The sequence below is a fragment of the Streptomyces polygonati genome (assembly GCF_042650325.1).
In the GTDB taxonomy this organism is placed as follows: domain Bacteria; phylum Actinomycetota; class Actinomycetes; order Streptomycetales; family Streptomycetaceae; genus Actinacidiphila; species Actinacidiphila polygonati.
In genome coordinates, this window is the sequence record NZ_JBHSBB010000003.1 from 208535 (window position 1) to 231325 (window position 22791).

The 22791-nt window shown below is 72.2% G+C and carries 16 protein-coding genes and 1 tRNA gene; 11 read left to right on the forward strand and 6 right to left on the reverse strand.

Translation table 11 applies throughout. From position 1 onward, the window contains the following. Window positions 1-69: 69 nt before the first annotated feature. Window positions 70-654, reverse strand: a complete 585-nt coding sequence (locus tag ACFO3J_RS02895) for an ANTAR domain-containing response regulator (protein ID WP_386426033.1) — start codon at window positions 652-654, stop codon at window positions 70-72. A 187-nt stretch (window positions 655-841) separates the two neighbouring features. On the opposite strand from ACFO3J_RS02895, the gene ACFO3J_RS02900 reads away from it, so the two are divergent. After that, window positions 842-916, forward strand: a tRNA-Leu gene (locus ACFO3J_RS02900). A 258-nt stretch (window positions 917-1174) separates the two neighbouring features. On the opposite strand, the gene ACFO3J_RS02905 is transcribed toward ACFO3J_RS02900, so the two are convergent. Both ACFO3J_RS02905 and ACFO3J_RS02910 read right to left on the reverse strand, forming a co-directional pair. After that, window positions 1175-1663: a PaaI family thioesterase gene (locus ACFO3J_RS02905; protein ID WP_386425800.1), complete on the reverse strand. Its 489-nt coding sequence runs from the start codon at window positions 1661-1663 to the stop codon at window positions 1175-1177. Between the two features lie 65 nt (window positions 1664-1728). Next, window positions 1729-4014 (reverse strand): FdhF/YdeP family oxidoreductase, encoded by a 2286-nt coding sequence (locus tag ACFO3J_RS02910; protein WP_386425803.1) that lies wholly within the window; start codon window positions 4012-4014, stop codon window positions 1729-1731. 109 nt (window positions 4015-4123) lie between these two features. Between ACFO3J_RS02910 and polA the strand changes: the two genes are divergently transcribed. Continuing rightward, window positions 4124-6838, forward strand: a complete 2715-nt coding sequence (gene polA, locus ACFO3J_RS02915; RefSeq protein WP_386425805.1) for a DNA polymerase I — start codon at window positions 4124-4126, stop codon at window positions 6836-6838. 430 nt (window positions 6839-7268) lie between these two features. Beyond that, window positions 7269-8438 (forward strand): lytic transglycosylase domain-containing protein, encoded by a 1170-nt coding sequence (locus ACFO3J_RS02920; protein WP_386425808.1) that lies wholly within the window; start codon window positions 7269-7271, stop codon window positions 8436-8438. A gap of 39 nt (window positions 8439-8477) precedes the next feature. Here ACFO3J_RS02920 and hrpB read toward each other — a convergent pair whose 3' ends face one another. Next, window positions 8478-11027, reverse strand: a complete 2550-nt coding sequence (gene hrpB, locus ACFO3J_RS02925) for an ATP-dependent helicase HrpB (RefSeq protein ID WP_386425811.1) — start codon at window positions 11025-11027, stop codon at window positions 8478-8480. Between the two features lie 49 nt (window positions 11028-11076). Continuing rightward, window positions 11077-11895: a class I SAM-dependent methyltransferase gene (locus ACFO3J_RS02930; protein ID WP_386425814.1), complete on the reverse strand. Its 819-nt coding sequence runs from the start codon at window positions 11893-11895 to the stop codon at window positions 11077-11079. A gap of 285 nt (window positions 11896-12180) precedes the next feature. Between ACFO3J_RS02930 and rpsA the strand changes: the two genes are divergently transcribed. The 5 genes from rpsA to ACFO3J_RS02955 all read left to right on the forward strand — a co-directional run bounded on the left by rpsA (window position 12181) and on the right by ACFO3J_RS02955 (window position 16989). Then, window positions 12181-13686, forward strand: a complete 1506-nt coding sequence (gene rpsA / locus ACFO3J_RS02935) for a 30S ribosomal protein S1 (RefSeq protein ID WP_386425816.1) — start codon at window positions 12181-12183, stop codon at window positions 13684-13686. A 203-nt stretch (window positions 13687-13889) separates the two neighbouring features. Beyond that, complete coding sequence (locus tag ACFO3J_RS02940) at window positions 13890-14825, forward strand: PAC2 family protein (RefSeq protein WP_386425818.1); 936 nt, start codon at window positions 13890-13892, stop codon at window positions 14823-14825. A gap of 31 nt (window positions 14826-14856) precedes the next feature. Beyond that, the gene (gene coaE / locus ACFO3J_RS02945) at window positions 14857-15450 is read left to right on the forward strand and encodes a dephospho-CoA kinase (protein ID WP_386425819.1); all 594 of its coding nucleotides are present in this window, start codon (window positions 14857-14859) and stop codon (window positions 15448-15450) included. A gap of 131 nt (window positions 15451-15581) precedes the next feature. Beyond that, window positions 15582-15947 (forward strand): tetratricopeptide repeat protein, encoded by a 366-nt coding sequence (locus ACFO3J_RS02950; RefSeq protein ID WP_386425821.1) that lies wholly within the window; start codon window positions 15582-15584, stop codon window positions 15945-15947. 100 nt (window positions 15948-16047) lie between these two features. Next, window positions 16048-16989 carry a slipin family protein gene (locus tag ACFO3J_RS02955; RefSeq protein WP_386425823.1) on the forward strand — a complete coding sequence of 314 codons (942 nt, stop codon included), beginning with the start codon at window positions 16048-16050 and terminating at the stop codon, window positions 16987-16989. Between the two features lie 34 nt (window positions 16990-17023). Here ACFO3J_RS02955 and ACFO3J_RS02960 read toward each other — a convergent pair whose 3' ends face one another. Continuing rightward, a complete protein-coding gene (locus ACFO3J_RS02960) occupies window positions 17024-17527 on the reverse strand; it encodes a methylated-DNA--[protein]-cysteine S-methyltransferase (RefSeq protein WP_386426035.1) in 504 nt (167 codons plus the stop codon). Between the two features lie 109 nt (window positions 17528-17636). Between ACFO3J_RS02960 and uvrB the strand changes: the two genes are divergently transcribed. The 3 genes from uvrB to ACFO3J_RS02975 all read left to right on the forward strand — a co-directional run bounded on the left by uvrB (window position 17637) and on the right by ACFO3J_RS02975 (window position 22714). Beyond that, the gene (gene uvrB, locus ACFO3J_RS02965; RefSeq protein WP_386425825.1) at window positions 17637-19733 is read left to right on the forward strand and encodes an excinuclease ABC subunit UvrB; all 2097 of its coding nucleotides are present in this window, start codon (window positions 17637-17639) and stop codon (window positions 19731-19733) included. 180 nt (window positions 19734-19913) lie between these two features. Continuing rightward, window positions 19914-20492: a TerD family protein gene (locus tag ACFO3J_RS02970; protein ID WP_386425826.1), complete on the forward strand. Its 579-nt coding sequence runs from the start codon at window positions 19914-19916 to the stop codon at window positions 20490-20492. A 137-nt stretch (window positions 20493-20629) separates the two neighbouring features. Beyond that, window positions 20630-22714 carry a TerD family protein gene (locus ACFO3J_RS02975; RefSeq protein WP_386425827.1) on the forward strand — a complete coding sequence of 695 codons (2085 nt, stop codon included), beginning with the start codon at window positions 20630-20632 and terminating at the stop codon, window positions 22712-22714. Window positions 22715-22791: the final 77 nt, after the last annotated feature.

Below are 22791 nucleotides of genomic sequence, written 5' to 3' on the forward strand. Positions count from 1 at the left end.
CCGGAAGGGCCCGTACCCACCATGGGTACGGGCCCTTCCGCCTGTCGCGACAGCGCGGTCCGCCAGGGGCTACTTCTCGGCGACCTCGTCGATCACGGCCTGCGCGACCGCCTGCATCGACATCCGCCGGTCCATCGACGTCTTCTGGATCCACCGGAAAGCGGCCGGCTCCGACAACCCGTACTTCGTCTGCAACACGCTCTTCGCCCGGTCCACCAGCTTCCGCGTCTCCAGACGCAGCGACAGATCAGCGATCTCCGACTCCAGCGCGCGCAGCTCCTGGAAGCGGCTCACCGCCATCTCGATGGCCGGCACCAGATCGCTCTTCGTGAAGGGCTTCACCAGATACGCCATCGCCCCGGCGTCCCTGGCCCGCTCCACCAACTCCCGCTGCGAGAAGGCCGTCAGCATCAGCACCGGCGCCAACTTCTCCCCGGCGATGCGCTCGGCCGCCGAGATTCCGTCCAGCACCGGCATCTTCACATCCAGGATCACCAGATCCGGCCGGTGCTCCTCGGCGAGCTTCACCGCCGTCTCCCCGTCCCCGGCCTCCCCGACGACGGAGTACCCCTCCTCCTCCAGCATCTCCTTCAAATCCAGCCGGATCAGCGCCTCGTCCTCAGCGATGACGACCCTGGTCGTCAAAGGCGGCACATGCGACTTCTCAGTCTCCGGCTCCGCCTGCTTCTCGACCTGCGGCGGCTGCTCGTCCTGGGGGGTGGCGGACTCATCGGGGGCGCTCACGGTGCTCCTCGGTTCATGACGGGACCTGCTCTTAGAGCCTACCCAGCTCGGCTAGGGTTGGGGCGCGGAGGTAGTAGGCTATCCTCTGTTTCGCGGGGCCCCGGTAGCCCAATTGGCAGCAGGCAATGGATTCAAAACCCATCCAGTGTCGGTTCGAGTCCGACCCGGGGCACTTTACCTTCATTTCCAAGGTGAGCGTTGCTCCAGCAGTAACGCTGCACCGGGTGAACCCCTCGATAAGGCAGTTCACCCGTGCCTCTCGTCCACCCCGGTGAGGGTGCGGGACGGCCTCGATATCCGGCGCGACGCCATCAGTCCTGCGCCGAGGGCCGCGGTCCGCGTTCGTCTAGCCGGCCAACCGCTATGTCCCGAGCGGCCTTTCGCGCCTGGCACGTCCATGGATCCACGTCCGGTCAAGCCGGCACCGGTGCTAGGACGCCGGGGTCTGGGTGGTCGCGCCGGCTGTGGTGGGGCGGAGCATGCAGGTGAGGCGGGCGGTGCAGATGCGTTTGTCGGACTCGTCGGTGATGACGATCTCGTAGGTGGCCGACGAGCGGCCGCGATGGACGGGGGTGGCGGTGCCGGTGACGGTGCCGGTGCGCAGGCCCCGGTGGTGGGTGGCGTTGAGGTCGACGCCGACCGCGATCTTGGTGGGGCCGCCGTGCAGCATCGCGCCGACCGAGCCGAGGGTTTCGGCCAGTACGGCGGAGGCGCCGCCGTGCAGCAGGCCGTAGGGCTGGGTGTTGCCCTCGACGGGCATGGTGCCGACCACTTTGTCGGGGGACGCTTCGAGGACCCGGATGCCCATGCGCTCGCCGAGATCGCCGCCGGAGAAGAGGGCGGGGAGTTCCACGCCGAGGTCGGCGTACTGCTGGAGGACTTCCGCGGGGAAGACGGTGGTGATGGTCTGCTCGCCCATGAGGTGGCTCCGTTGGTCGGCGGCTGGTCCGTGGCTGTTGGGGAGTTTCTATCGGATCGGGGTGCTCAGGGGCGCGGCGGGTGCGGGCGCTCCAGCCGGATGACGACGGATTTGGAGGCGGGGGTGTTGCTGGTGTCGGCGGTGTGGTCGAGCGGGACGAGGACGTTGGTCTCGGGGTAGTAGGCGGCGGCGCAGCCGCGCGGGGTGGGGTAGTGGACGACACGGAAGCCGTCGGCTCGGCGCTCGGTGCCGTCGGTCCATTCGCTGACGAGGTCGGTGTAGTCGCCGTCGGCGAGTCCGGCGGCGGTGGCGTCGTCGGGGTGCAGCAGGACGACGCGCCGGCCGCCGGTGATGCCCCGGTAGCGGTCGTCGAGGCCGTAGATCGTGGTGTTGTACTGGTCGTGGGAGCGGATGGTCTGCAGCAGCAGGCGGCCCTCGGGGACGGCGGGGTACTCGACGGCCGCGGCGGTGAAGTTGGCCTTGCCGGTGGCGGTGGGGAAGGTGCGCGAGTCGCGGGGGGCGTGGGGGAGGGTGAAGCCGCCGGGGCGCCGGACGCGGGTGTTGAAGTCGGCGAAGCCGGGGACGACCCGGGCGATGCGCTCGCGGATCAGGTCGTAGTCCCCTTCGAACTCCGCCCAGGGCACGGTGCTGCGGTCGCCGAACACCGCGCGGGCGAGCCGGGCGACGATGGCGGTCTCGGACAGCAGGTGCGGTGAGGCGGGGGCGAGGCCGCCGTGCGAGGCGTGGACCATGCCCATGGAGTCCTCGACGGTGACGAATTGGTCGCCGCCGGTCTGCCGGTCCTTCTCGGTGCGGCCGAGGGTGGGGAGGATCAGGGCGCGGGCGCCGGTGACGGCGTGGGAGCGGTTGAGCTTGGTCGAGACGTGCACGGTGAGGCGGGCCCGGCGCATGGCGGCTTCGGTGACCTCGGTGTCGGGGGAGGCGGCGACGAAGTTGCCGCCCATGGCGAAGAAGACCTTGGCGGCGCCGTCGCGCAGGGCGCGTATGGCGCGCACCACGTCGTAGCCGTGGGCGCGGGGCGGCTCGAAGCCGAATTCCCGCCGCAGGGCGTCGAGGAAGGCGGCCGGTGGGCGTTCGACGATGCCCATGGTGCGGTCGCCCTGGACGTTGGAGTGGCCGCGGACGGGGCAGACGCCGGCGCCGGGGCGGCCGACATTGCCGCGCAGCAGCAGGAAGTTGACGACTTCGCGGATGGTGGGGACGGCGTGCTTGTGCTGGGTGAGGCCCATGGCCCAGCACACGACGGTGCTCTTCGCACCCAGCACAAGGGCGAAGAGCTCGTCGATCCGGCCGCGGTCGAGCCCGGTGGCCCGCTGTACTTCGTCCCAGTCGGTGCTGAGCGCTGCGTCCCTGTAGCTGTCGAAGCCATGGGTGTGGGTGGCGATGAAGTCGTCGTCGAGGGCGTCGGCTTCGATGAGGAGCCGGCCGAGGGCGCGGAAGAGCGCCTGGTCGCCGCCGAGTCTGATCGGCAGGTGCAGATCGCTGAGCGCGGTGCCCGGGCCGACCAGGCCGGCCGCGGTCTGCGGGTTGCGGAAGCGCTCCAGGCCGGCTTCGGGCAGCGGATTGACGGTGACGATCTTCGCGCCGCCGCGCTTGGCCTTCTCCAGCGCGGTCAGCATCCGGGGATGGTTGGTGCCGGGATTCTGACCCGCGACGATGATGAGTTCGGCTTGGTAGAGGTCTTCGAGCAGGACGCTGCCCTTGCCGACGCCGAGGGTCTCGGTGAGTGCCGAGCCCGACGATTCGTGGCACATGTTGGAGCAGTCCGGCAGGTTGTTGGTGCCGAATTCGCGGGCGAAGAGCTGGAAGAGGAAAGCCGCTTCGTTGCTGGTGCGGCCCGAGGTGTAGAAGACGGCTTCGTCGGGGGTGTCCAGCGCCGTCAGCTCGTCGGCGATCAGCGCGAAGGCGCGCTCCCAGGGGATGGCTTCGTAGTGGGTGCCGCCTTCGGGGAGGTACACGGGCTGGGTGATGCGGCCCTGCTGGCCCAGCCAGTACCCGCTGCGGTGGGCGAGGTCGGCGACGGGGTGGGCGGCGAAGAAGTCGGGGCCGACCCGGCGGAGGGTGGCTTCCTCGGCGACGGCCTTGGCGCCGTTCTCGCAGAATTCGAAGGTGTGCCGGCGCTCGCCCTCGGGCCAAGCGCAGCCGGGGCAGTCGAAGCCGTCCTTCTGGTTGACCTTGAGCAGGGTGAGGGTGGCTCGCCGGGCGCCCATCTGGGCTCCGGCGATCTTCGCGGTGTGCCCGATCGCGGGCAGCCCCGCGGCGGCGTGCTTCGGCGCACCGACGTGCGGTGCGTCCTGTACGGGGTCGCCGATCGGCGGCTTCTTCGCCATGTCTCCTACCCTGCCACGTAGCCGCGCGGTGGTGACCGGTGCCTTGTGGAGAACTGTGGACAACCCTCGGTGGCGGCCGGTTGTCGGACCCGCGTGGGAGGATCGAGGGGTGGCAGAGAAAGCAACGAAGACGACGACCGACCGCCCCCGGCTGCTGCTGCTGGACGGACATTCGCTGGCCTATCGCGCGTTCTACGCGTTGCCGGTGGAGAATTTCAACACGTCCACGGGTCAGCCGACGAACGCCATCTACGGCTTCACCTCGATGCTGGCGAACACGCTGCGTGACGAGCAGCCCACGCATCTGGCGGTCGCGTTCGACGTCTCCCGGAAGACCTGGCGGTTCGACGAGTATCCGGAGTACAAGGCGACGCGTACGAAGACACCGGACGAGTTCCGCAGCCAGGTCGAGCTGATCGGGGAGCTGCTGGACGCGATGGCGGTGCGCCGGTTCGCGGTGGAGGGCTTCGAGGCGGACGACGTCATCGCGACCCTGGCCACCCAGGCCGAGGCGCTGGGCCACGAGGTGCTGATCGTCACCGGCGACCGGGACGCCTTCCAGCTGGTCTCGGACAACGTGACGGTGCTGTATCCGACCAAGGGTGTCTCCGAGCTGACCCGCTTCACCCCGGAGAAGGTGGTGGAGAAGTACGGACTGACCCCGCGGCAGTATCCGGACTTCGCCGCGCTGCGGGGCGACCCCTCGGACAATCTGCCCGGCATCCCGGGGGTGGGGGAGAAGACCGCCGCGAAGTGGATCACGCAGTTCGGGTCGTTCGCGGAGCTGTGCGAGCGGGCGGACGAGGTGAAGGGCAAGGCGGGGGAGAATCTGCGGGCCCATCTGGACGCGGTGAAGCTGAACCGGCGGCTGACGGAGCTGGACCGCGAGGTCGCGCTGTCGGCCACGGCGGCCGACCTGGCGCGGGAGCCGTACGACCGCACCGCGCTCGGCGGGGTGCTGGACGTGCTGGAGTTCCGCAATCCCAATTTCCGGGAGCGGCTGTTCGCGGCCGATCCGGGCGCGCAACTGGTGGAGGAGGCGGTCGCCGAGGGCATCGCGGTGGACGGGACGCTGCTGGCGGCGGGCGATCTGCCGCAGTGGCTCGACCAGCACGCCGGCGCGACCCTCGGGCTGTCCACGGTGGACACCTGGGAGCTGGGCAGCGGCAGTGTCTCGGCGGTGGCGATGGCCTCCGCGCAGGACGCGGCCTGGTTCGATCCGTCGCGGCTGGACGAGGCCGACGACAAGGCCTTCGCGGCATGGCTGGCCGATCCGGACGCCCCGAAGGTGGTGCACAACGCGAAGAATGTGACGCGGGTGTTCGCCGAGCAGGGCTGGCGGATCGAGGGCATCACCATGTGCACCGCGCTGGCGGCGTATCTGATCAAGCCGGGGCGCCGTTCCTTCGCGCTGGACGTGCTGTCGGTGGAGTATCTGGGCCGCGAGCTGGCGCCGGCCGACACCGGGAGCGGGCAGCTGGCCTTCGGTGAGGAGGGGGACGACGAGGAGTCCGCCGCTGCCGAGGCGCTGATGGTGCAGGCCCGTACGGTGCTGGATCTGGGCGCGGTGTTCGCCGAGCGGCTCTCGGAGGTCGGGGCCGTCGAGCTGCTGCACGAGGTGGAGCTGCCCACATCGGCGCTGCTGGCGCGGATGGAGCGTGCGGGTATCGCCGCCGACCGGCCCCATCTGGAGGGTCTGGAGCAGCAGTTCGCCGCCGCGGTGCAGCACGCGGTGGGCGAGGCGCACGCCTCGGTCGGCCACGAGTTCAACCTGGGCTCGCCCAAGCAGCTCCAGGAGGTGCTGTTCGGCGAGCTGGCGCTGCCCAGGACCAAGAAGACCAAGACGGGTTACACGACCGACGCGGACGCGCTGGCCTGGTTGGCCGGGCAGACCGATCACGAGCTGCCGGTGATCATGCTGCGGCACCGTGAGCAGGCCAAGCTGCGGGTCACCGTGGAGGGCCTGGTCAAGTCGGTGGCGCCGGACGGGCGGGTGCACACCACCTTCAGCCAGATCGTCGCCGCCACCGGCCGCCTGTCGTCCACCGACCCCAATCTGCAGAATGTCCCGGTGCGTACGGACGAGGGCCGGGCGATCCGGCGCGGCTTCGTGGTCGGGGAGGGCTACGAGTCGCTGCTGACCGCCGACTACAGTCAGATCGAGCTGCGGGTGATGGCGCACCTGTCGCAGGACGCGGGACTGATCGCCGCGTTCACCACCGGTGAGGATCTGCACACCACGGTCGGCTCGCAGGTGTTCTCGGTGGAGCGGGACAAGGTGGACCCGGAGATGCGCCGCAAGATCAAGGCGATGTCGTACGGGCTGGCCTACGGGCTGTCGGCCTTCGGGCTGTCGCAGCAGCTGGGGATCGACGCGGCCGAGGCCCGGGTGCTGATGGAGACGTACTTCGAGCGGTTCGGCGGGGTGCGGGACTATCTGCGCCGGGCGGTGGAGGAGGCCCGGATCATCGGTTACACCGAGACCCTGCTCGGACGGCGCCGCTATCTTCCCGATCTCACCAGTGACAACCGGCAGCGGCGTGAGATGGCCGAGCGGATGGCACTGAACGCCCCGATCCAGGGTTCGGCGGCGGACATCGTGAAGATCGCGATGCTGCGGGTGGCCGACGCGCTGGCGAAGGAGGAGCTGTCCTCGCGGATGCTGCTCCAGGTGCACGACGAGATCGTGCTCGAAGTCGCCCCGGGGGAGCGGGAGAAGGTCGAGGAGCTGGTGCGCCGGGAGATGTCCGGGGCGTATCCGCTCCGGGCGCCGCTGGACGTCTCGGTGGGCGTCGGCCGGGACTGGGAGTCGGCGGCGCACTGAGCCGCCCGCCGACGTCGAGCCGCCGACCCGCTGAGCCGAGCCGAGCGCCGAGCTGACGGTGGGCCGACGCACCGGCTCCGCGCCGCCCCGGAGGTGCATGGTTGGCACCTCCGGGCCGGTGCTGCGCGATGTCTGTGTGAACGAGTCGCGTCCCCTCGGTGAAAGGTCCCTCCCCAGACCCGGAGGGATGGGCAATTGTGCTGATTCGTACCCTGTGTATCGCCGCCGGACTGTGGTTTGGGCCAGGAAGTTGCCGTAGGGTCAACCGAGTTGTCGCGCCGGGACGCGCGCGCATCTCGTACGTGGGAGGGACCGCGATATGTCGGCGCGGCGGTACGGCCGGAGACTTCGCAGAACAGCGGCCGGGACGGCGGTGGCCGCGGCGGCCATGGCCGCGCTCAGCGCTTCACAGGGACCCGGGTTTCTCCCGGTGGCCCACACGCATGCCGCCGCACAGGATCAGCAGCAGCTCGCCGACGGCGCACCGGCCGGCCCGGAGATCGACGGCGGTTCGCCGTACATCACCGAGGTCCCGCCGCTGAACACGCCGACGGTGCCGCTCGCCCCGGTGCCGCCGGGCACGACCGGCGGTTCGTCGCTGACGGTGTCGCCCGGCGGGGCGAGCCTGCCGACGACCGTGCTGGCGGCCTATCAGCGCGCCGAGGCGGACCTCGCCGCGAGCGACCCGGGCTGCCATCTGCCGTGGCAACTCCTGGCCGCGATAGGCCAGGTGGAGTCGGGGCAGGCCCGCGGCGGCGCGGTCGACGCGAACGGCACCACCTACTCACCGATCCTCGGCCCGGTGCTGAACGGCGACGGCTTCGCGAACATCAGCGACACCGACAACGGCCGCTACGACGGCGACCCGCTGCACGACCGGGCGGTGGGGCCGATGCAGTTCATCCCCTCCACCTGGGAGACCTGGGGCGCCGACGGCAACGGCGACGGGGTCCGCGACCCCAACAACGTCTACGACGCCGCGCTCGCCGCGGGCCGCTACCTGTGCGCCGACGGCCGTGACCTCGCCGTCCCGCAGGAGATGGACCGGGCCATCCTCGGCTACAACCACTCGCAGGCCTACCTGGACCTGGTGAGGTCCTGGTACGAGCACTTCCTGGCCGGCGGCGCCGTCTCGGTGCCGGACCGCTCCGGTACGCCCGGCCCCGGGATCATCCCGCCGCCGCCGAGCACGCCGAGGCCGTCCACCAGCCCGTCGCCCAGCTCTTCGCCCACCCCGTCGGTGTCCCCCTCAGCCTCGCCCACTCCGAGCGGGCCGGCCGGCGGCAGCTCCTCCCCGACGCCCACCGTGTCGCCGACCGCCAGCCCGACCGGTACGCCGACGACCAGCCCGACCTCGGGAAGCCCGACCGGCACGCCGACCACCGGGACGCCCACGGCGACCGATTCGCCCACCGCCACCCCGACCACGCCGGGCTGCCCGACGGACACCCCGACCCCCACCCCGACCGACAGCGTCTCGCCGTCGCCCACGGACACCGCCACACCGACGCCCGACCCTTGCGCCACGGACACGCCGACGGACAGCCCCACGCCGTCGCCGACCGGGACGGAGGCGGCGGTCACCAAGGCCCCGCGCTGACGCACCGCTCCCACACCGGCAGCCGGCAACCCCCGTCGCTCAGCGGCGGGGGTTGTTCGTTCGGCGGGTCGGGGTGGCCGTCGAGGGATCCTCCGGCCACGGGTGCCGGGGATAGCGGCCGCGCAACTCCGCCCGCACCGACCGATAGCCCTCGCGCCAGAAGGACGCCAGATCCGCGGTCACCGCCGCTGGCCGTCCGGCGGGCGACAGCAGGTGCACCAGCACCGGTACCCCCGCCACGCGCGGGGTCTCCCGCAGCCCGAACAGCTCCTGCAGCTTGACCGCCAGCACCGGCTGCTCGCCCCCGTAGTCCAGCCTGATCCGGGAACCGCTGGGCACCTCCAGCCGCTCCGGGGCCAGTTGGGCGAACCGGCCGGCCTGGCCGCTCGCCCACGGCAGCAGCCGGTTCAGCGCGGCGCCGGCGTCCGCCCGCTCCAGATCGGCCCGGCGGCGGGCCGCGGTGAGCTCCGGGCCCAGCCACTCCTCGGCCCGCGCCAGCAGCGCGCCCTCCGACACGTCCGGCCACGGCTCGCCGAGCACCCGGTGCAGGAAGGCGATGCGCTGCCGTACGTCCTGGGCGTCGCGGGACCAGCGCAGCAGCCCGGTGCCCTCGGCTCTCAGGCCCTCGACGAGCGCGGCCCGCACCGCCGCCCGGTCGGGCCGCCGCAGCGGCGAGGCCGCCAGCTCGACCGCGCCCAGCCGCTCCACCCGGCGGGCCACCACGTCCCCGTCCCGCCAGCGCACCTCCTCGTAGGCCGCCAGCAGTCCGGCCGCGGCGGTCCGCGCGGTCTCCTCGTCCACCGCGGCGGCCACCCGTACCCGCGCCGCCGCCCTGCCCACGCCGCGGTCCGCGACGGCCACCGCGATCCACGGCGTCTCGCCGATCGCGCCGGTCACCTCGGCCGCGGTGCCGCCCACCATCAGATACGTCCCCGGCCCGCGCCGCCGCGCCACCCGCTCGGGGAAGGCGAGGGCGACGACGAGCCCGGCGGCGGTGTCATCGGTGACCGCGCCGCTCCGGGCGCCGCCTCCGCCGCCCCCGCCCCTGTCGCCGTCCGGCTCGTCGGCGCGCAGCGCCGCCTCCAGGCGCCGCGCCTCACCGCGCCAGCGCCCGGTGTACGCGTCCGTGCTCCGGCGCACCGCCCGCCAGGCGGCCGCGAGGTCCGAGCCGTACGAGGCGGGCAGTTCCTCGGAGAGCAGCGCGGTGATCTCGGCGGCGCGGCCCGGGCCGGTGACCGGGGCGGCGTCGAGCAGGGCGCGGGCGAGACGGGGGTGCAGGCCCACATGCGTCAGGCGGCGGCCCCGGGAAGTGGCGTGGCCGGCCGCGTCGACGGCGCCCAGATCGCGCAGGGTGGCGCGGGCGGCGGCCAGCGCGCCGCCGGGCGGGGCGTCGAGCAGGGCCAGTCCGCTCGCGTCGGGGTCGCCCCAGCAGGCGGTCTGCAGCGCGAAGGCGGTGAGGTCGGCCAGGGCGATCTCGGGCGCCGGGCGGGCCGGCAGCCGCCCGTGCTCCGCCTCGGCCCAGCAGCGGTGCACCGTGCCCGGCCCCTCACGCCCGGCGCGCCCCGCCCGCTGGTCCGCGGCGGCCCGCGAGGCCCGGACGGTGGTGAGCGCGCCGAGCCCGCGGGCGTGGTCCATCCGCGGTTCGCGGGCCAGCCCGCTGTCCACCACGATCCGTACCCCGGGCACGGTCAGGCTGGACTCCGCCACCGAGGTCGCCAGCAGCACCCGGCGCCGGTCCCCGGGCGCGAGCGCGGCGTCCTGCACGGCGGCCGGCGCCCGGCCGTGCAGTTGCAGGACCTCCACACCCGCGCCGCCGAGCATCCCGGCGACCCGGGCGATCTCGCCGGTGCCGGGCAGGAAGCACAGCACATCGCCGTCGTCCTCCCGCAGGGCCCGCCGTACCGTCGCGGCCACGTGCTCCAGCAGCGCCGGGTCCACGCGCATGCCGTGCGGCGGGCGGACCGGCCGGGGCGGCGGGGCCCAGCGCACGGTCACCGGGTGCGGCACGCCGTGCGCCTCGACCACCGGCGCCGCCGGGCCGTCCGGACCGCCGAGCAGCGCCGCCCACGCGCCCGTGTCGGTGGTGGCGGACGCGGCCAGCAGCCGCAACTCCGGCCGCAGCACCGCCCGTACGTCCAGCAGGAACGCCATCGCGGTGTCCGCGTCCAGATGCCGTTCATGGCATTCGTCCAGCATCACCGTGCCGACACCGCCGAGTTCGGGGTCCCGTTGCAGGCGTTGCAGCAGCACACCGGTGGTGACCACCTCGACGGTGGTGCGGGCCGAGACCCGGCGTTCACCCCGCACGGTGAAGCCGACGGTGCCGCCCACCTCCTCGCCCAGCAGCCACGCCATCCGGCGGGCGGCGGCCCGCGCCGCCATCCGCCGCGGTTCGGCCACCAGGACCCGGCCGCCGGTGGACCCGGCGATCAGCAGCGGGACCAGGGTCGTCTTGCCGGTGCCGGGCGGCGCGGACAGCACCGCGCGGCCGGAGTCCCGCAGCGCGGCGAGCAGCGCGGGCACCGCCGAGGCGACCGGCAGCGCGTGCCCTTCGGCGCGCAGCGCGGCGCCGGGGCCGCCGCCGGTCACCTCCGTGCCGTCGCGGGCGGGCCGCTCACCGCGGACGGCGCCGGCCGCGTCATTCCGCGACGCAGACGAAGATCGCGGTGCCCGGCAGCAGCCGGCCGCGCAGCGGGGACCAGCCGCCCCACTCCTGCTCGTTCCAGGCCGGCCATTCCGGCTCGACCAGGTCGACCAGGCGCAGACCGGCCGCCGCGATCTCCCGGACCCGGTCGCCGAGGGTGCGGTGGTGCTCGACGTAGACGGCGATCCCGCGGTCGTCCTGCTCGACGTACGGGGTGCGGTCGAAGTAGGAGCTGGCGGCGGTCAGGCCGTCGGGGCCCGGCTCGTCGGGGAAGGCCCAGCGCACCGGGTGGGTGACCGAGAAGACCCAACGCCCGCCGGGCCGCAGCACCCGCCGCACCTCCCGCATCACGCGCGCGCTGTCCGCGACGAACGGCAGCGCGCCGTACGCGGAGCAGGCCAGGTCGAAGGAGGCGTCGGCGAAGGGGAGCGCGCCGGCGTCGGCCTGCACCAGCCGCACCGGCCCGCCCGGGACTTCCTCGTCGATCCGCCGGGCGTGCTGGAGCTGGCGCCGTGACAGGTCGAGCGCCACCGGGCGGGCGCCGCGGGCGGCCAGCCAGCGGGAGCACTGCGCGGCGCCCGCGCCGATCTCCAGTACCGCCAGGTCCTTGAGCCCGGCGGCCGGCCCCAGCAGCCCGGCGTCCGCCTCGTCCAGTCCTTCCGGGCCCCAGACGAAGCGGGCGTCGCCCAGGAACTCGCCGTGCTCCAGTTGGTAGTCGTCCGCGTTGCGGTCCCACCAGTGGCGGTTCGCGCGGCTGCTCTCGCCGATACCGGCAATACGACGGGTAGCTTCAGGTTCGGGTGCTTGGATCATCGCGGCAGTCGTCGTACTCTCTGAGAAGACCTGCGGGTGGGCGAGTTGCTCCGGTTCGGTCCGTTACGCGCGTCGTGCGCTCTTCGTGCATTGACCGTGCACGGCCGCCCCCGTATGCTACAAGTTGCGCTGCGAGCCTGCGCGCCTCAGACCTAGCAGGCCGCGCTCGGATCTGTCGCAGACCTCTCGGCCCATGGTGGCCGTCCGGAATTCGGCAGGGAGCGAAAAGGGTTCCCGGCGTAGCAGTACCTACGACTTACTGTCCGTACCGGAGTCCTTTCCCTAATGACGAGCAGCACCGAGGCCCCTCGTACCACCCCGCAGGTGGCGGTCAACGACATCGGCAACGAGGAAGCCTTCCTCGCGGCGATCGACGAGACGATCAAGTACTTCAACGACGGCGACATCGTCGACGGCGTCATCGTGAAGGTCGACCGGGACGAGGTCCTGCTCGACATCGGTTACAAGACCGAAGGTGTCATCCCCTCCCGCGAGCTCTCCATCAAGCACGATGTCGACCCCAATGAGGTCGTCAAGGTGGGCGATGAGATCGAGGCCCTTGTCCTTCAGAAGGAGGACAAGGAAGGTCGCCTGATCCTCTCGAAGAAGCGTGCGCAGTACGAACGCGCGTGGGGCACGATCGAGAAGATCAAGGAAGAGGACGGCATCGTCACCGGTACCGTCATCGAGGTCGTCAAGGGTGGTCTCATCCTCGACATCGGCCTGCGCGGCTTCCTGCCCGCCTCGCTCGTGGAGATGCGCCGGGTGCGCGACCTCCAGCCCTATGTGGGCAAGGAGCTCGAGGCGAAGATCATCGAGCTGGACAAGAACCGCAACAACGTGGTCCTGTCCCGCCGTGCCTGGCTGGAGCAGACCCAGAGCGAGGTCCGCCAGACCTTCCTCACCACCCTGCAGAAGGGTCAGGTGCGCTCCGGCGTCGTCTCCTCCATCGTCAACTTCGGTGCGTTCGTCGACCTCGGCGGTGTCGACGGCCTGGTGCACGTCTCCGAGCTGTCCTGGAAGCACATCGACCACCCCTCCGAGGTCGTCGAGGTCGGCCAGGAGGTCACGGTCGAGGTCCTGGACGTGGACATGGACCGCGAGCGCGTCTCCCTGTCGCTGAAGGCGACCCAGGAAGACCCGTGGCAGCAGTTCGCCCGGACCCACCAGATCGGGCAGGTCGTCCCCGGCAAGGTCACCAAGCTGGTTCCGTTCGGCGCGTTCGTCCGGGTGGACGAGGGCATCGAGGGCCTGGTGCACATCTCCGAGCTGGCCGAGCGCCACGTGGAGATCCCGGAGCAGGTCGTCCAGGTCAACGACGAGATCTTCGTCAAGGTCATCGACATCGACCTGGAGCGCCGCCGTATCTCGCTGTCGCTCAAGCAGGCGAACGAGTCGTTCGGCGCCGACCCGGCCTCGGTCGAGTTCGACCCGACCCTGTACGGCATGGCCGCGTCCTACGACGACCAGGGCAACTACATCTACCCCGAGGGCTTCGACCCCGAGACCAACGACTGGCTCGAGGGCTACGAGAAGCAGCGCGAGGAGTGGGAGGGCCAGTACGCCACGGCTCAGACCCGCTTCGAGCAGCACCAGGCGCAGGTCATCAAGTCCCGCGAGGCCGACGAGCAGGCGGCGGCCGAAGCCGGCTCCGCGACTCCCGCCCCGGCCGCCGGTGGCGGCGGTGGCGGCGGCTCGTACTCCTCGGAGTCCGAGGACACCTCCGGTGCCCTGGCCTCCGACGAGGCCCTCGCCGCCCTCCGCGAGAAGCTCGCGGGCGGCCAGTCCTGATCCAGGACACCCAGCGGTGACCGCGGGTCCGCACCCCTTTCGGGGGGTGCGGACCCGCGGTGCGTTCCACCCGCCGTTCGATCCAGGAGAGCGCGACAGACGCCGAATCCCCGGCCGCGAACCACCCCTTCGGGTGGGGCGGCGGGGAATGGCGAGCAGGTTCCGTTCGTTGTGGGTGACACAGAGCGAGGAGGACGATCACCGTGCTGGATCCGCAAGGACTGTACGAGTACGTGCCGGGCGGGGCCGAGGCCGTCGATGAGGCGGTCGGTGACACCGGGCCGGTACTGCTCTATTACTTCGAGGGCTATATGGACGCCGGCGAGACCGGCGAGCAGATCGCCCGCCAACTGCTGGACCGCCTCGACAACCAGCTGATCGCGAGTTTCGACGCCGACCGCCTGGTCGACTACCGGGCGCGCCGCCCGCTGATGACCTTCGAGCGCGACCACTGGTCCGCCTACGAGGCGCCGGAGATCGACCTCTACCTCGTCAAGGACACCACCGGCACCCCCTTCCTGCTGCTGGCCGGCTCCGAGCCGGACGTGGAGTGGGAGCGCTTCAGCACCGCGGTGCTCCAGGTCGTCGAGCGCCTCGGCGTGCGGCTGTCCATCAACTTCCACGGCATCCCGATGGGTGTCCCGCACACCCGCCCGGTCGGCCTGACCCCGCACGGCAACCGGGTGGATCTGATGCCCGGCCACCGCGCCTGGTTCGACGAGGCGCAGGTGCCCGGCAGCGCCGCCTCCCTGATCGAGCTGCGCCTGGCCGAAGCCGGCCGGGACGTGCTGGGAGTCGCCGCCCACGTACCGCACTATCTGGCCCGCTCGCCGTATCCGGACGCGGCGCTCGCGGTGCTGGAGACCATCACCGCCGCCACCGGCCTGGTGCTGCCCGAGATCGCCCACGCGCTGCGCAACGAGGCACATACGGTGCGGGTCGAGATCGACCGCCAGGTGGCCGAGGGCGACAGCGAGCTCGTCTCGGTGGTGCGCGGCCTGGAAAGCCAGTACGACGCGGTCGCCGGCACGCAGAGCCGGGAGAATCTGATCGCCGAGTCCGTCGACCTGCCCTCGGCCGACGACCTCGCCGCCGAGTTCGAACGATTCCTCGCCGACCGCGAGGACGACGGCCGCTGACCGCCCGCCGGCACCCCGTAGGCTGTCCGCCATGCTGACAGTGGGGCTGACCGGCGGCATCGGCGCCGGCAAGAGCGAGGTGTCGCGACTGCTCGCCTCGTACGGCGCGGTGCTGATCGACGCCGACCGCATCTCCCGCGAAGTGGTGGAGCCCGGCACCGAGGGACTGGCCGCGGTGGTCGCCGAGTTCGGCGAGCGGATCCTCCGGCCCGACGGCACGCTGGACCGCCCGGCGCTCGGCGCGATCGTCTTCGGCGACGAGGACCGCCGCAAGGCGCTCAACGCGATCATGCACCCGCTGGTCGGCCGCCGCGCCGCCGAACTCCAGCAGGCCGCCGGACCCGACGACATCGTGCTGCACGACGTCCCGCTGCTCACCGAGAACGGCCTGGCCGGCCGCTACGACCAGGTCGTCGTGGTGGACGCCGACCCCGCCACCCAGCTCGACCGGCTGGTCCGGCTGCGCGGCATGACCGAGGACGACGCCCGGGCCCGCATCGCCGCCCAGGCCACCCGCGAGCAGCGCCTGGCCCTGGCGACCTTCGTGATCGACAACGACGGCCCGCTGGAAGCGCTGGAACCCCAGGTCCGCGCGGTGTGGGACCGGCTGCGCGAGCAGCGCTGAACGGCCGGGCGGCCTGCTCGCCGTCTCCCGCGGCGCCTCCCGCGGGGGAATGTGATTGCGGCCGGACGCGTTGGGGTATCTGAAATCGGACGACCCAGTCGTCATCCGTGCCCCGATACAGGGAGGCGGCTTTGCCCAAACGCACCCCGGAAACGCACGTCATCGACTATCGCGCCGCCGAGCAGCTGCTCGCCGCGCGCGACCCGCGCGGCGCGGTCAAGCTCCTCGACCCGGTGATCGCCGCACACCCCGAGAACACCGCGGCCCGGCTGCTGCGTGCCCGCGCCTTCTTCGCGGCGGCCCAACTGCGGCCAGCCGAGCTGGAGTTCCAGATCGTGCTGGAGCGCGAGCCGGACAACGCGTTCGCGCACTTCGCGCTCGCCCGCACCCTGGAGCGCTCCAACCGCGCCGATGAGGCCAAGCGCCACTTCCGGCTGGCCGCCGCGCTCGACCCGCGCCCGGACTATCTGGCCGCCGCCCGCTTCGACCCGAGCTGATCCTCACAGCTCCCCGCCGGAAAATCGCCGTCGCCCCCGCACGGCCCGGCATTCGTCAGTATCTTCACACCCTTGCCAGTCAAGGGGAGCGGAGCGGGACATGGAAGCCGTCGTCATCCTGCTGATCGTCGTCGCGGTACTCGGCCTGATCGTGCTGCCGAGCAGTCTGCGGATCGTCAAGGAGTACGAACGCGGGGTGATCTACCGCTTCGGCCGCGTCAATCGGCTGCCGAAGGAGCCCGGGCCGCGTCTGCTGCTGCCCTTCGCCGACCGGATGACCAAGGTCAATATGCAGGTCATCACCATGCCGGTGCCCGCTCAGGATGGCATCACCCGGGACAATGTGTCGGTACGGGTGGACGCGGTGCTGTACTTCCGGGTGGTGGACCCGATCCGCGCCACGGTGGACGTGCAGAACTACCAGTTCGCGATGCTCCAGGTTGCCCAGACCTCCCTGCGGTCCATCATCGGCAAGAGCGACCTGGACGATCTGCTGTCCGGCCGGGAGCGGCTGCACGAGGGGCTGGAGCTGATGCTGTCCACGCCCGCGACCGGCTGGGGTGTGCACATCGACCGGGTGGAGATCAAGGATGTGACGCTGCCGGAGTCGATGAAGCGGTCCATGGCCCGGCAGGCCGAGGCGGACCGCGAGCGGCGGGCCCGCATCATCACCGCCGACGGCGAGCTCCAGGCGTCACAGAAGCTGTCCGAGGCGGCGCAGACCATGGACGCCAATCCCTCGGCCCTCCAGCTGCGGCTGCTGCAGACCGTGGTCGAGGTCGCCGCCGAGAAGAACTCCACCCTGGTGATGCCCTTCCCGGTGGAGATGCTGCGCTTCTTCGACCGGGCCGGCCAGAGCCCCCAGCCCGCGCCGCCGCCCGCACCCGCCCCGGCGGCCCAGCCCGCCCAGCCCGCTCCGGCGCCCCCCGCGGTGGAGCCCGCCGCCGACGCCGCGCCCGCCGAACTCGACAGGGCGGCTCCGGCCGAGCTCCCCACCGGCTCCCCGGCGGCCGTCCCGGACCCCCGCAGCCCGGAGGAATGAGGAGCGGGGCACAGGGACCGCCCGGGCGGACCGGTCAGAACAGCGGCGCGGGCAGCACACCCTCCAGGGCCAGCAGCGAGCGCTTGATCTCCAGCCCGCCGCCGAAGCCGCCTATGCCGCCGTCGCTCTCGATCACCCGGTGGCACGGCACGACCACCGGCAGCGGGTTGGATCCCATCGCGACCCCCACCGCGCGGGCCGCGCCCGGCTCGCGCACCCGGTCGGCCAGATCCTGGTAGCCCACCACCGCCCCGTACGGCACGCCTGCGGCGAGCTCGCGCAGCACCCGCCGGGCGAAGCCGGTGACCAGCGACCAGTCCAGCTCCAGCGAGAACTCCCGCAGCGTCCCGTCGAAGTACGCGTCGAACTGCTCGGTGACCGGCGCGAGACGCTCCGCGTCCGCCACCGGGGAGCGGCCCAGCCGCCGCCCGGCCGACTCCAGGGCCCGCTCCACCGTCGCCCCCTCCGCCCGGAAGCACACCAGCGCCAGCCCCTGCTCCGTCCCGCCCAGCAGCAGCGGCCCGATCGGCGCGTCCATCACCGTCCACCCAAGATCCGTCACGCCGACAAGCCTAGGGCGGGGGTCCGACAGCCGGGGGCGGAAGCGGGCACGGACGATTGTCGGTGGGGCGTCGTACCGTTGACTCATGCGGCCCGTATCAGACATCGAACGCAGTGTGGCGCCCTTCGAGGTCGTCAGTCCCTACCAGCCCAGCGGTGACCAGCCGACCGCCATCACCGACCTGGAAAAGCGCATTCTCGCAGGTGAGCAGAATGTGGTGCTGCTCGGTGCGACCGGTACGGGCAAGTCCGCGACCACCGCCTGGATGATCGAGCGGCTCCAGCGCCCCACCCTGGTGATGGCGCCGAACAAGACACTGGCCGCCCAGCTGGCCAATGAGTTCCGGGAGCTGCTGCCGAACAACGCGGTGGAGTACTTCGTCTCGTACTACGACTACTACCAGCCCGAGGCGTACGTCCCGCAGACCGACACCTACATCGAGAAGGACTCCTCGATCAACGAGGAGGTGGAGCGGCTGCGCCACTCCGCCACCAACTCGCTGCTCACCCGGCGTGACGTGGTCGTGGTCGCCTCCGTGTCCTGCATCTACGGCCTGGGCACCCCGCAGGAGTACATCGACCGCATGGTCCGGCTCAATGTGGGCGACGTCATCGACCGGGACCAGCTGCTGCGCAAATTCGTCGAGATCCAGTACACCCGCAATGACCTGGCCTTCAGCCGCGGCACCTTCCGGGTCCGCGGCGACACCGTCGAGATCTTCCCGGTCTACGAGGAGCTGGCCGTCCGCATCGAGATGTTCGGCGACGAGATCGAGGCGCTCTACACCCTGCACCCGCTGACCGGCGAGGTCATCACCGAGGACCGCCAGATCTACGTGTTCCCCGCCACCCACTACGTCGCCGGACCCGAGCGGATGGAGCGGGCCATCGCCGGCATCGAGCAGGAGCTGGAGACGCAGCTGCCGCTGCTGGAGAAGCAGGGCAAGCTGCTGGAGGCCCAGCGGCTGCGGATGCGCACCACCTACGACATCGAGATGATGCGGCAGATCGGCACCTGCGCCGGCATCGAGAACTACTCCCGGCACATCGACGGGCGCGGCCAGGGCAGCGCGCCCGACACCCTGATCGACTACTTCCCCGAGGACTTCCTGCTGGTCATCGACGAGTCGCACGTCACCGTGCCGCAGATCGGCGCGATGTACGAGGGGGACGCCTCCCGCAAGCGCACCCTGGTCGACCACGGCTTCCGGCTGCCGTCCGCGCTCGACAACCGCCCGCTGAAGTGGGAGGAGTTCCAGCAGCGCGTCGGCCAGACGGTCTACCTGTCGGCGACCCCCGGGCCGTACGAGCTGTCCCGCGGCGAGGGCGTGGTCGAGCAGATCATCCGGCCCACCGGCCTGGTGGACCCCGAGGTGATCGTCAAGCCCACCGAGGGCCAGATCGACGACCTGGTGCACGAGATCCGGCTGCGCACCGAGAGGGACGAGCGGGTCCTGGTCACCACCTTGACCAAGAAGATGTCCGAGGACCTCACCGACTACCTGCTGGAGCTCGGCATCCAGGTCCGCTATCTGCACAGCGACATCGACACGCTGCGCCGGGTCGAGCTGCTGCACGAGCTGCGGGCCGGCGAGTACGACGTCCTGGTCGGCATCAACCTGCTGCGGGAGGGCCTCGACCTGCCCGAGGTGTCGCTGGTCGCGATCCTCGACGCCGACAAGGAGGGCTTCCTGCGCTCCGGCACCTCGCTGATCCAGACCATCGGCCGCGCCGCCCGTAACGTCTCGGGCCAGGTGCACATGTACGCCGACCGGATCACCCCGGCGATGGAGAAGGCCATCGAGGAGACCAACCGCCGCCGCGAGAAGCAGGTCGCGTACAACACCGAGCGGGGCGTGGACCCGCAGCCGCTGCGCAAGAAGATCGCCGGCATCCTGGACTCCTTCGCCCGTGAGGACGCCGACACCGAGGAACTGCTCGGCTCCGGACGGCAGCGCTCGCGCGGCAAGGCCCCGGTGCCGGGACTGTCCGCCAAGGGGGCCGGCAAGCGTTCGAAGGCGTCGCTGCCCGCCGAGGAACTCGTCGACCTCATCGCGCAGCTCACCGATCAGATGCACACCGCCGCCGCCGAGCTGCAGTTCGAGGTCGCCGCGCGGATCAGGGACGAACTCGGGGAGCTGAAGAAGGAGCTGCGCCAGATGCGCGAGGTCGGTATCGCGTGACGGCGGCCGGCGCCCCCGGCCCGTCCCTGCCGGGGGCGGGCCGGCGGCAGCGGGCCGTTCCCCGGGAATCAGCCATGAATCGGCGGAAATCTCCTGGCGACGAACCGGGATACCGCCGGGCGGCGTCTTGTTAGGGTCGGGACACGAACCGCAGGACGTACGGGTGAGAGGGGACAGCGCGTGACGGTCAATATGACCAAGGGTCAGAAGATCAGCCTGAACAAGGCTGACGGGGGATCACTGACCGCGGTCAGGATGGGGCTCGGCTGGCAGGCCGCCCCGCGCCGCGGGCTGTTCGGCAGCCGTACCCGGGAGATCGACCTCGATGCCTCGGCTGTGCTCTTCGCCGACAAGCAGCCGGTGGACGTGGTGTTCTTCCGCCACCTCACCAGCGACGACGGCTCCGTCCGCCACACCGGGGACAATGTGGTCGGCGGCGCCGGGCAGGGCGGCGACGACGAGTCGATCCTGGTCGACCTCCAGCGGGTGCCGGTGCATGTCGACCAGATCGTCTTCACGGTGAACTCCTTCACCGGGCAGACCTTCGCCGAGGTGCAGAACGCGTTCTGCCGTCTGGTGGACGAGACCAACGGCCAGGAACTCGCCCGCTACACCCTCACCGGCGGCGGCCAGTACACCGCGCAGATCATGGCGAAGGTGCAGCGCGGCCAGGGCGGCTGGTCGATGACCGCGATCGGCACCCCGGCCAACGGCCGCACCTTCCAGGACCTGATCCCGGCCATACTGCCCGCGCTCTAGCCGGCCGGACCGGCGCCACCGACCACGGCGACCGGTCAGGACCACACAAGAGACGCGGAAAAGACGCGGCAGAGACGCGACTGAAGACGCGACAAAAGACACAAGAGAAGACGAAAACGGGAACGGGGGCGGCGGACATGACTGCCGAACTGGTCCGCGGGCAGAACCATCCGCTGCCCGGCAACCGGTTGGAGATCCGGGTGTCGGCGGGCACCCCGGTGGTGGCCGCGGTCACCCTCGGGGACGAGCGGGGCCGCGTCATCGGGGATCCGGAGGGCGCGGCGAAGCCGGAGGCGGCCGGCTCCCCGCCGGATTCGGCGAGCGGCTGGCTCGCCCATCCCGGCAGACCCCGGCTCCCCGGGGTCGAAGTGCCCCGGCGGGCCGCCGCCGACCACCGGCTCGCGCTGGACCTCGGCGCCCTGCCGCCGGAAGCGCACCGGGTGCATGTGCTGCTGGTGCTGCCCACCGCGCGGCCCGGAGCCCCCGCGGACTTCGGCGCCGCCCCCGCCCCGCACCTGACCGTCACCACGTCCGACGGCGCCCCGGTCACCGGCTTCACCATCACCGGACTAGGCGCCGAGACGGCCCTGCTCGCCCTGGAGCTGTACCGGCGGGGGGACGGCTGGAAGGTCCGCGCGGTCGGCCAGGGGTACGCCGAGGGACTGGCCGCGCTGCTGCTCGACCAGGGCGTGCCGGACGCGGTCGCGGTGGCCGGCGAGGTCCAGGCGGCGGCCGGGCGGGAGCAGTCCCGTCCGGCGCCGCCGCCCGACCGCGACACCTCCGCCGGGGCCGCCGCGGCCCCGGCGCCCTCGGCTGCGTCCGGCCCGCCGACCGTCGCCGGCCGGACCGGCGGCGCCTCCGAAGGAGCCCCGGACCCGGCAGCCGCTTCGTCCGCCGCGAGCGGCGCCGCCGGCGCCACCGGCGTCGACTACCGCCACCCGCGGCGGCGCGGCGCCGCCGAGCCGCCCCTGCCCACCACCCCGTCGACCGCTGCCCCCGCCCCCACCCCGGCCGGGGGCCGCCACCAGCCCCGGCCGTCCGCCGCGTTACCCCCGCAGGCCCCGCCGCCCCCCGAGGCCGCCGCCGGATCACCGGCCGGCCAGGAGGACGGCGGCGGCGGCCCGCCCGCCCCGGTCGCCGGGGACGCCTCCGGCTGGACGATGGACGAGCGGCTGCACAACCAGATCTGGAGCATGTTCGAGGATCTGGCCCGGAGCGTGGCCGCCTACCGCAGCGCCGCGGACTTCGCCCAGTCCCGTTACGACCAGGAGCTGGACCGGCTGCTCGCCGACCCGCGCACCCGCGGCGGCCCGGCCGCGGAGAGCGCCCGGGACGAGGCCGAGCTCCGGCAGGCCGCCCTGGTCGACCGGGCCAGGGCGGTGCTCGACCGGGACCTCGCCCAGCTGGCCGCCGAGGCCGAGGTGGTCGAGCCCGCGCTGCCGCCGCCCTTCGCCGGCTGGGAGAATCCGGTCTGGCACGCCTACCAGGTCCCCGCCGAGCCGCCGATGGCGGTCCGGCTGGGCAGCCTCACCCTGCCCGAGGCGCCAGAGCTGCGGATCCCGCTGCTCGCCCGGCTCCCGCTGGAGCGCGGCCTGTGGATCGACAGCGCGGACAACCACGCGCTGGCCATGGAGACGGCCGTCGCGGTGGCCGCCCGGCTGCTCGCCTCCTATCCGGTCGGCTGCTTCGCGGTGCATGCCCTGGACCCGGCAGGCTCGGGAAGCGCTCCGCTCGCCCCGCTCAGCACCAGCCACGCCCTCGTACTGCCGCCGCCCGCGGCCGGCGCCGCCGGCGTCAACGAGACGCTGGCCCGGCTCACCGAACGGGTCGACCTGCTGCAGATGGCCATGCGCGGTGGGGCGCCGGACGCGCTGCCGCCCGGCTTCGACCCGGCCGAACAGCTGCTGATCGTCAATGAGTTCCCCTACGGGTTCGACGACCGGGCGCTGACCCGGCTGCGTTATCTCGCCGACGAGGGGCCCGGGGTCGGGGTGCATCTGCTGCTGGTCGCCGACCGGGAGGACGCCGACGAGTACGGACCGGTGCTCGACCCGCTGTGGCGCTCGCTGCTGCGGCTGACCCCGCTGCCCAGCGACCACCTCGCCGACCCGTGGGTCGGACACGCCTGGACGTACGAACCGGCCATGGTGCCGCCGGACAGCCAGGTGCTCACCCGGGTGCTGCGCCAACTCGCTGCGGCGCGACCGGCGTTCGGGCCCTGAGCGCCGGCCCGGCGGTTCGCTGATCCACCGGTCCGCTCATTTGCTGATCCGCTGATCCGCTGGTTCGTCAAGCAGGT

Coding starts and splice junctions, on each gene's coding strand:
- ACFO3J_RS02930 (WP_386425814.1), bottom strand. CDS start 11,895: ATGATCCAAGCACCCGAACCTGAAGCTACCCGTCGTATTGCCGGTATC.
- rpsA (WP_386425816.1), top strand. CDS start 12,181: ATGACGAGCAGCACCGAGGCCCCTCGTACCACCCCGCAGGTGGCGGTC.
- coaE (WP_386425819.1), top strand. CDS start 14,857: ATGCTGACAGTGGGGCTGACCGGCGGCATCGGCGCCGGCAAGAGCGAG.
- ACFO3J_RS02975 (WP_386425827.1), top strand. CDS start 20,630: ATGACTGCCGAACTGGTCCGCGGGCAGAACCATCCGCTGCCCGGCAAC.
- ACFO3J_RS02905 (WP_386425800.1), bottom strand. CDS start 1,663: ATGGGCGAGCAGACCATCACCACCGTCTTCCCCGCGGAAGTCCTCCAG.
- ACFO3J_RS02955 (WP_386425823.1), top strand. CDS start 16,048: ATGGAAGCCGTCGTCATCCTGCTGATCGTCGTCGCGGTACTCGGCCTG.
- ACFO3J_RS02910 (WP_386425803.1), bottom strand. CDS start 4,014: ATGGCGAAGAAGCCGCCGATCGGCGACCCCGTACAGGACGCACCGCAC.
- uvrB (WP_386425825.1), top strand. CDS start 17,637: ATGCGGCCCGTATCAGACATCGAACGCAGTGTGGCGCCCTTCGAGGTC.
- ACFO3J_RS02960 (WP_386426035.1), bottom strand. CDS start 17,527: ATGGACGCGCCGATCGGGCCGCTGCTGCTGGGCGGGACGGAGCAGGGG.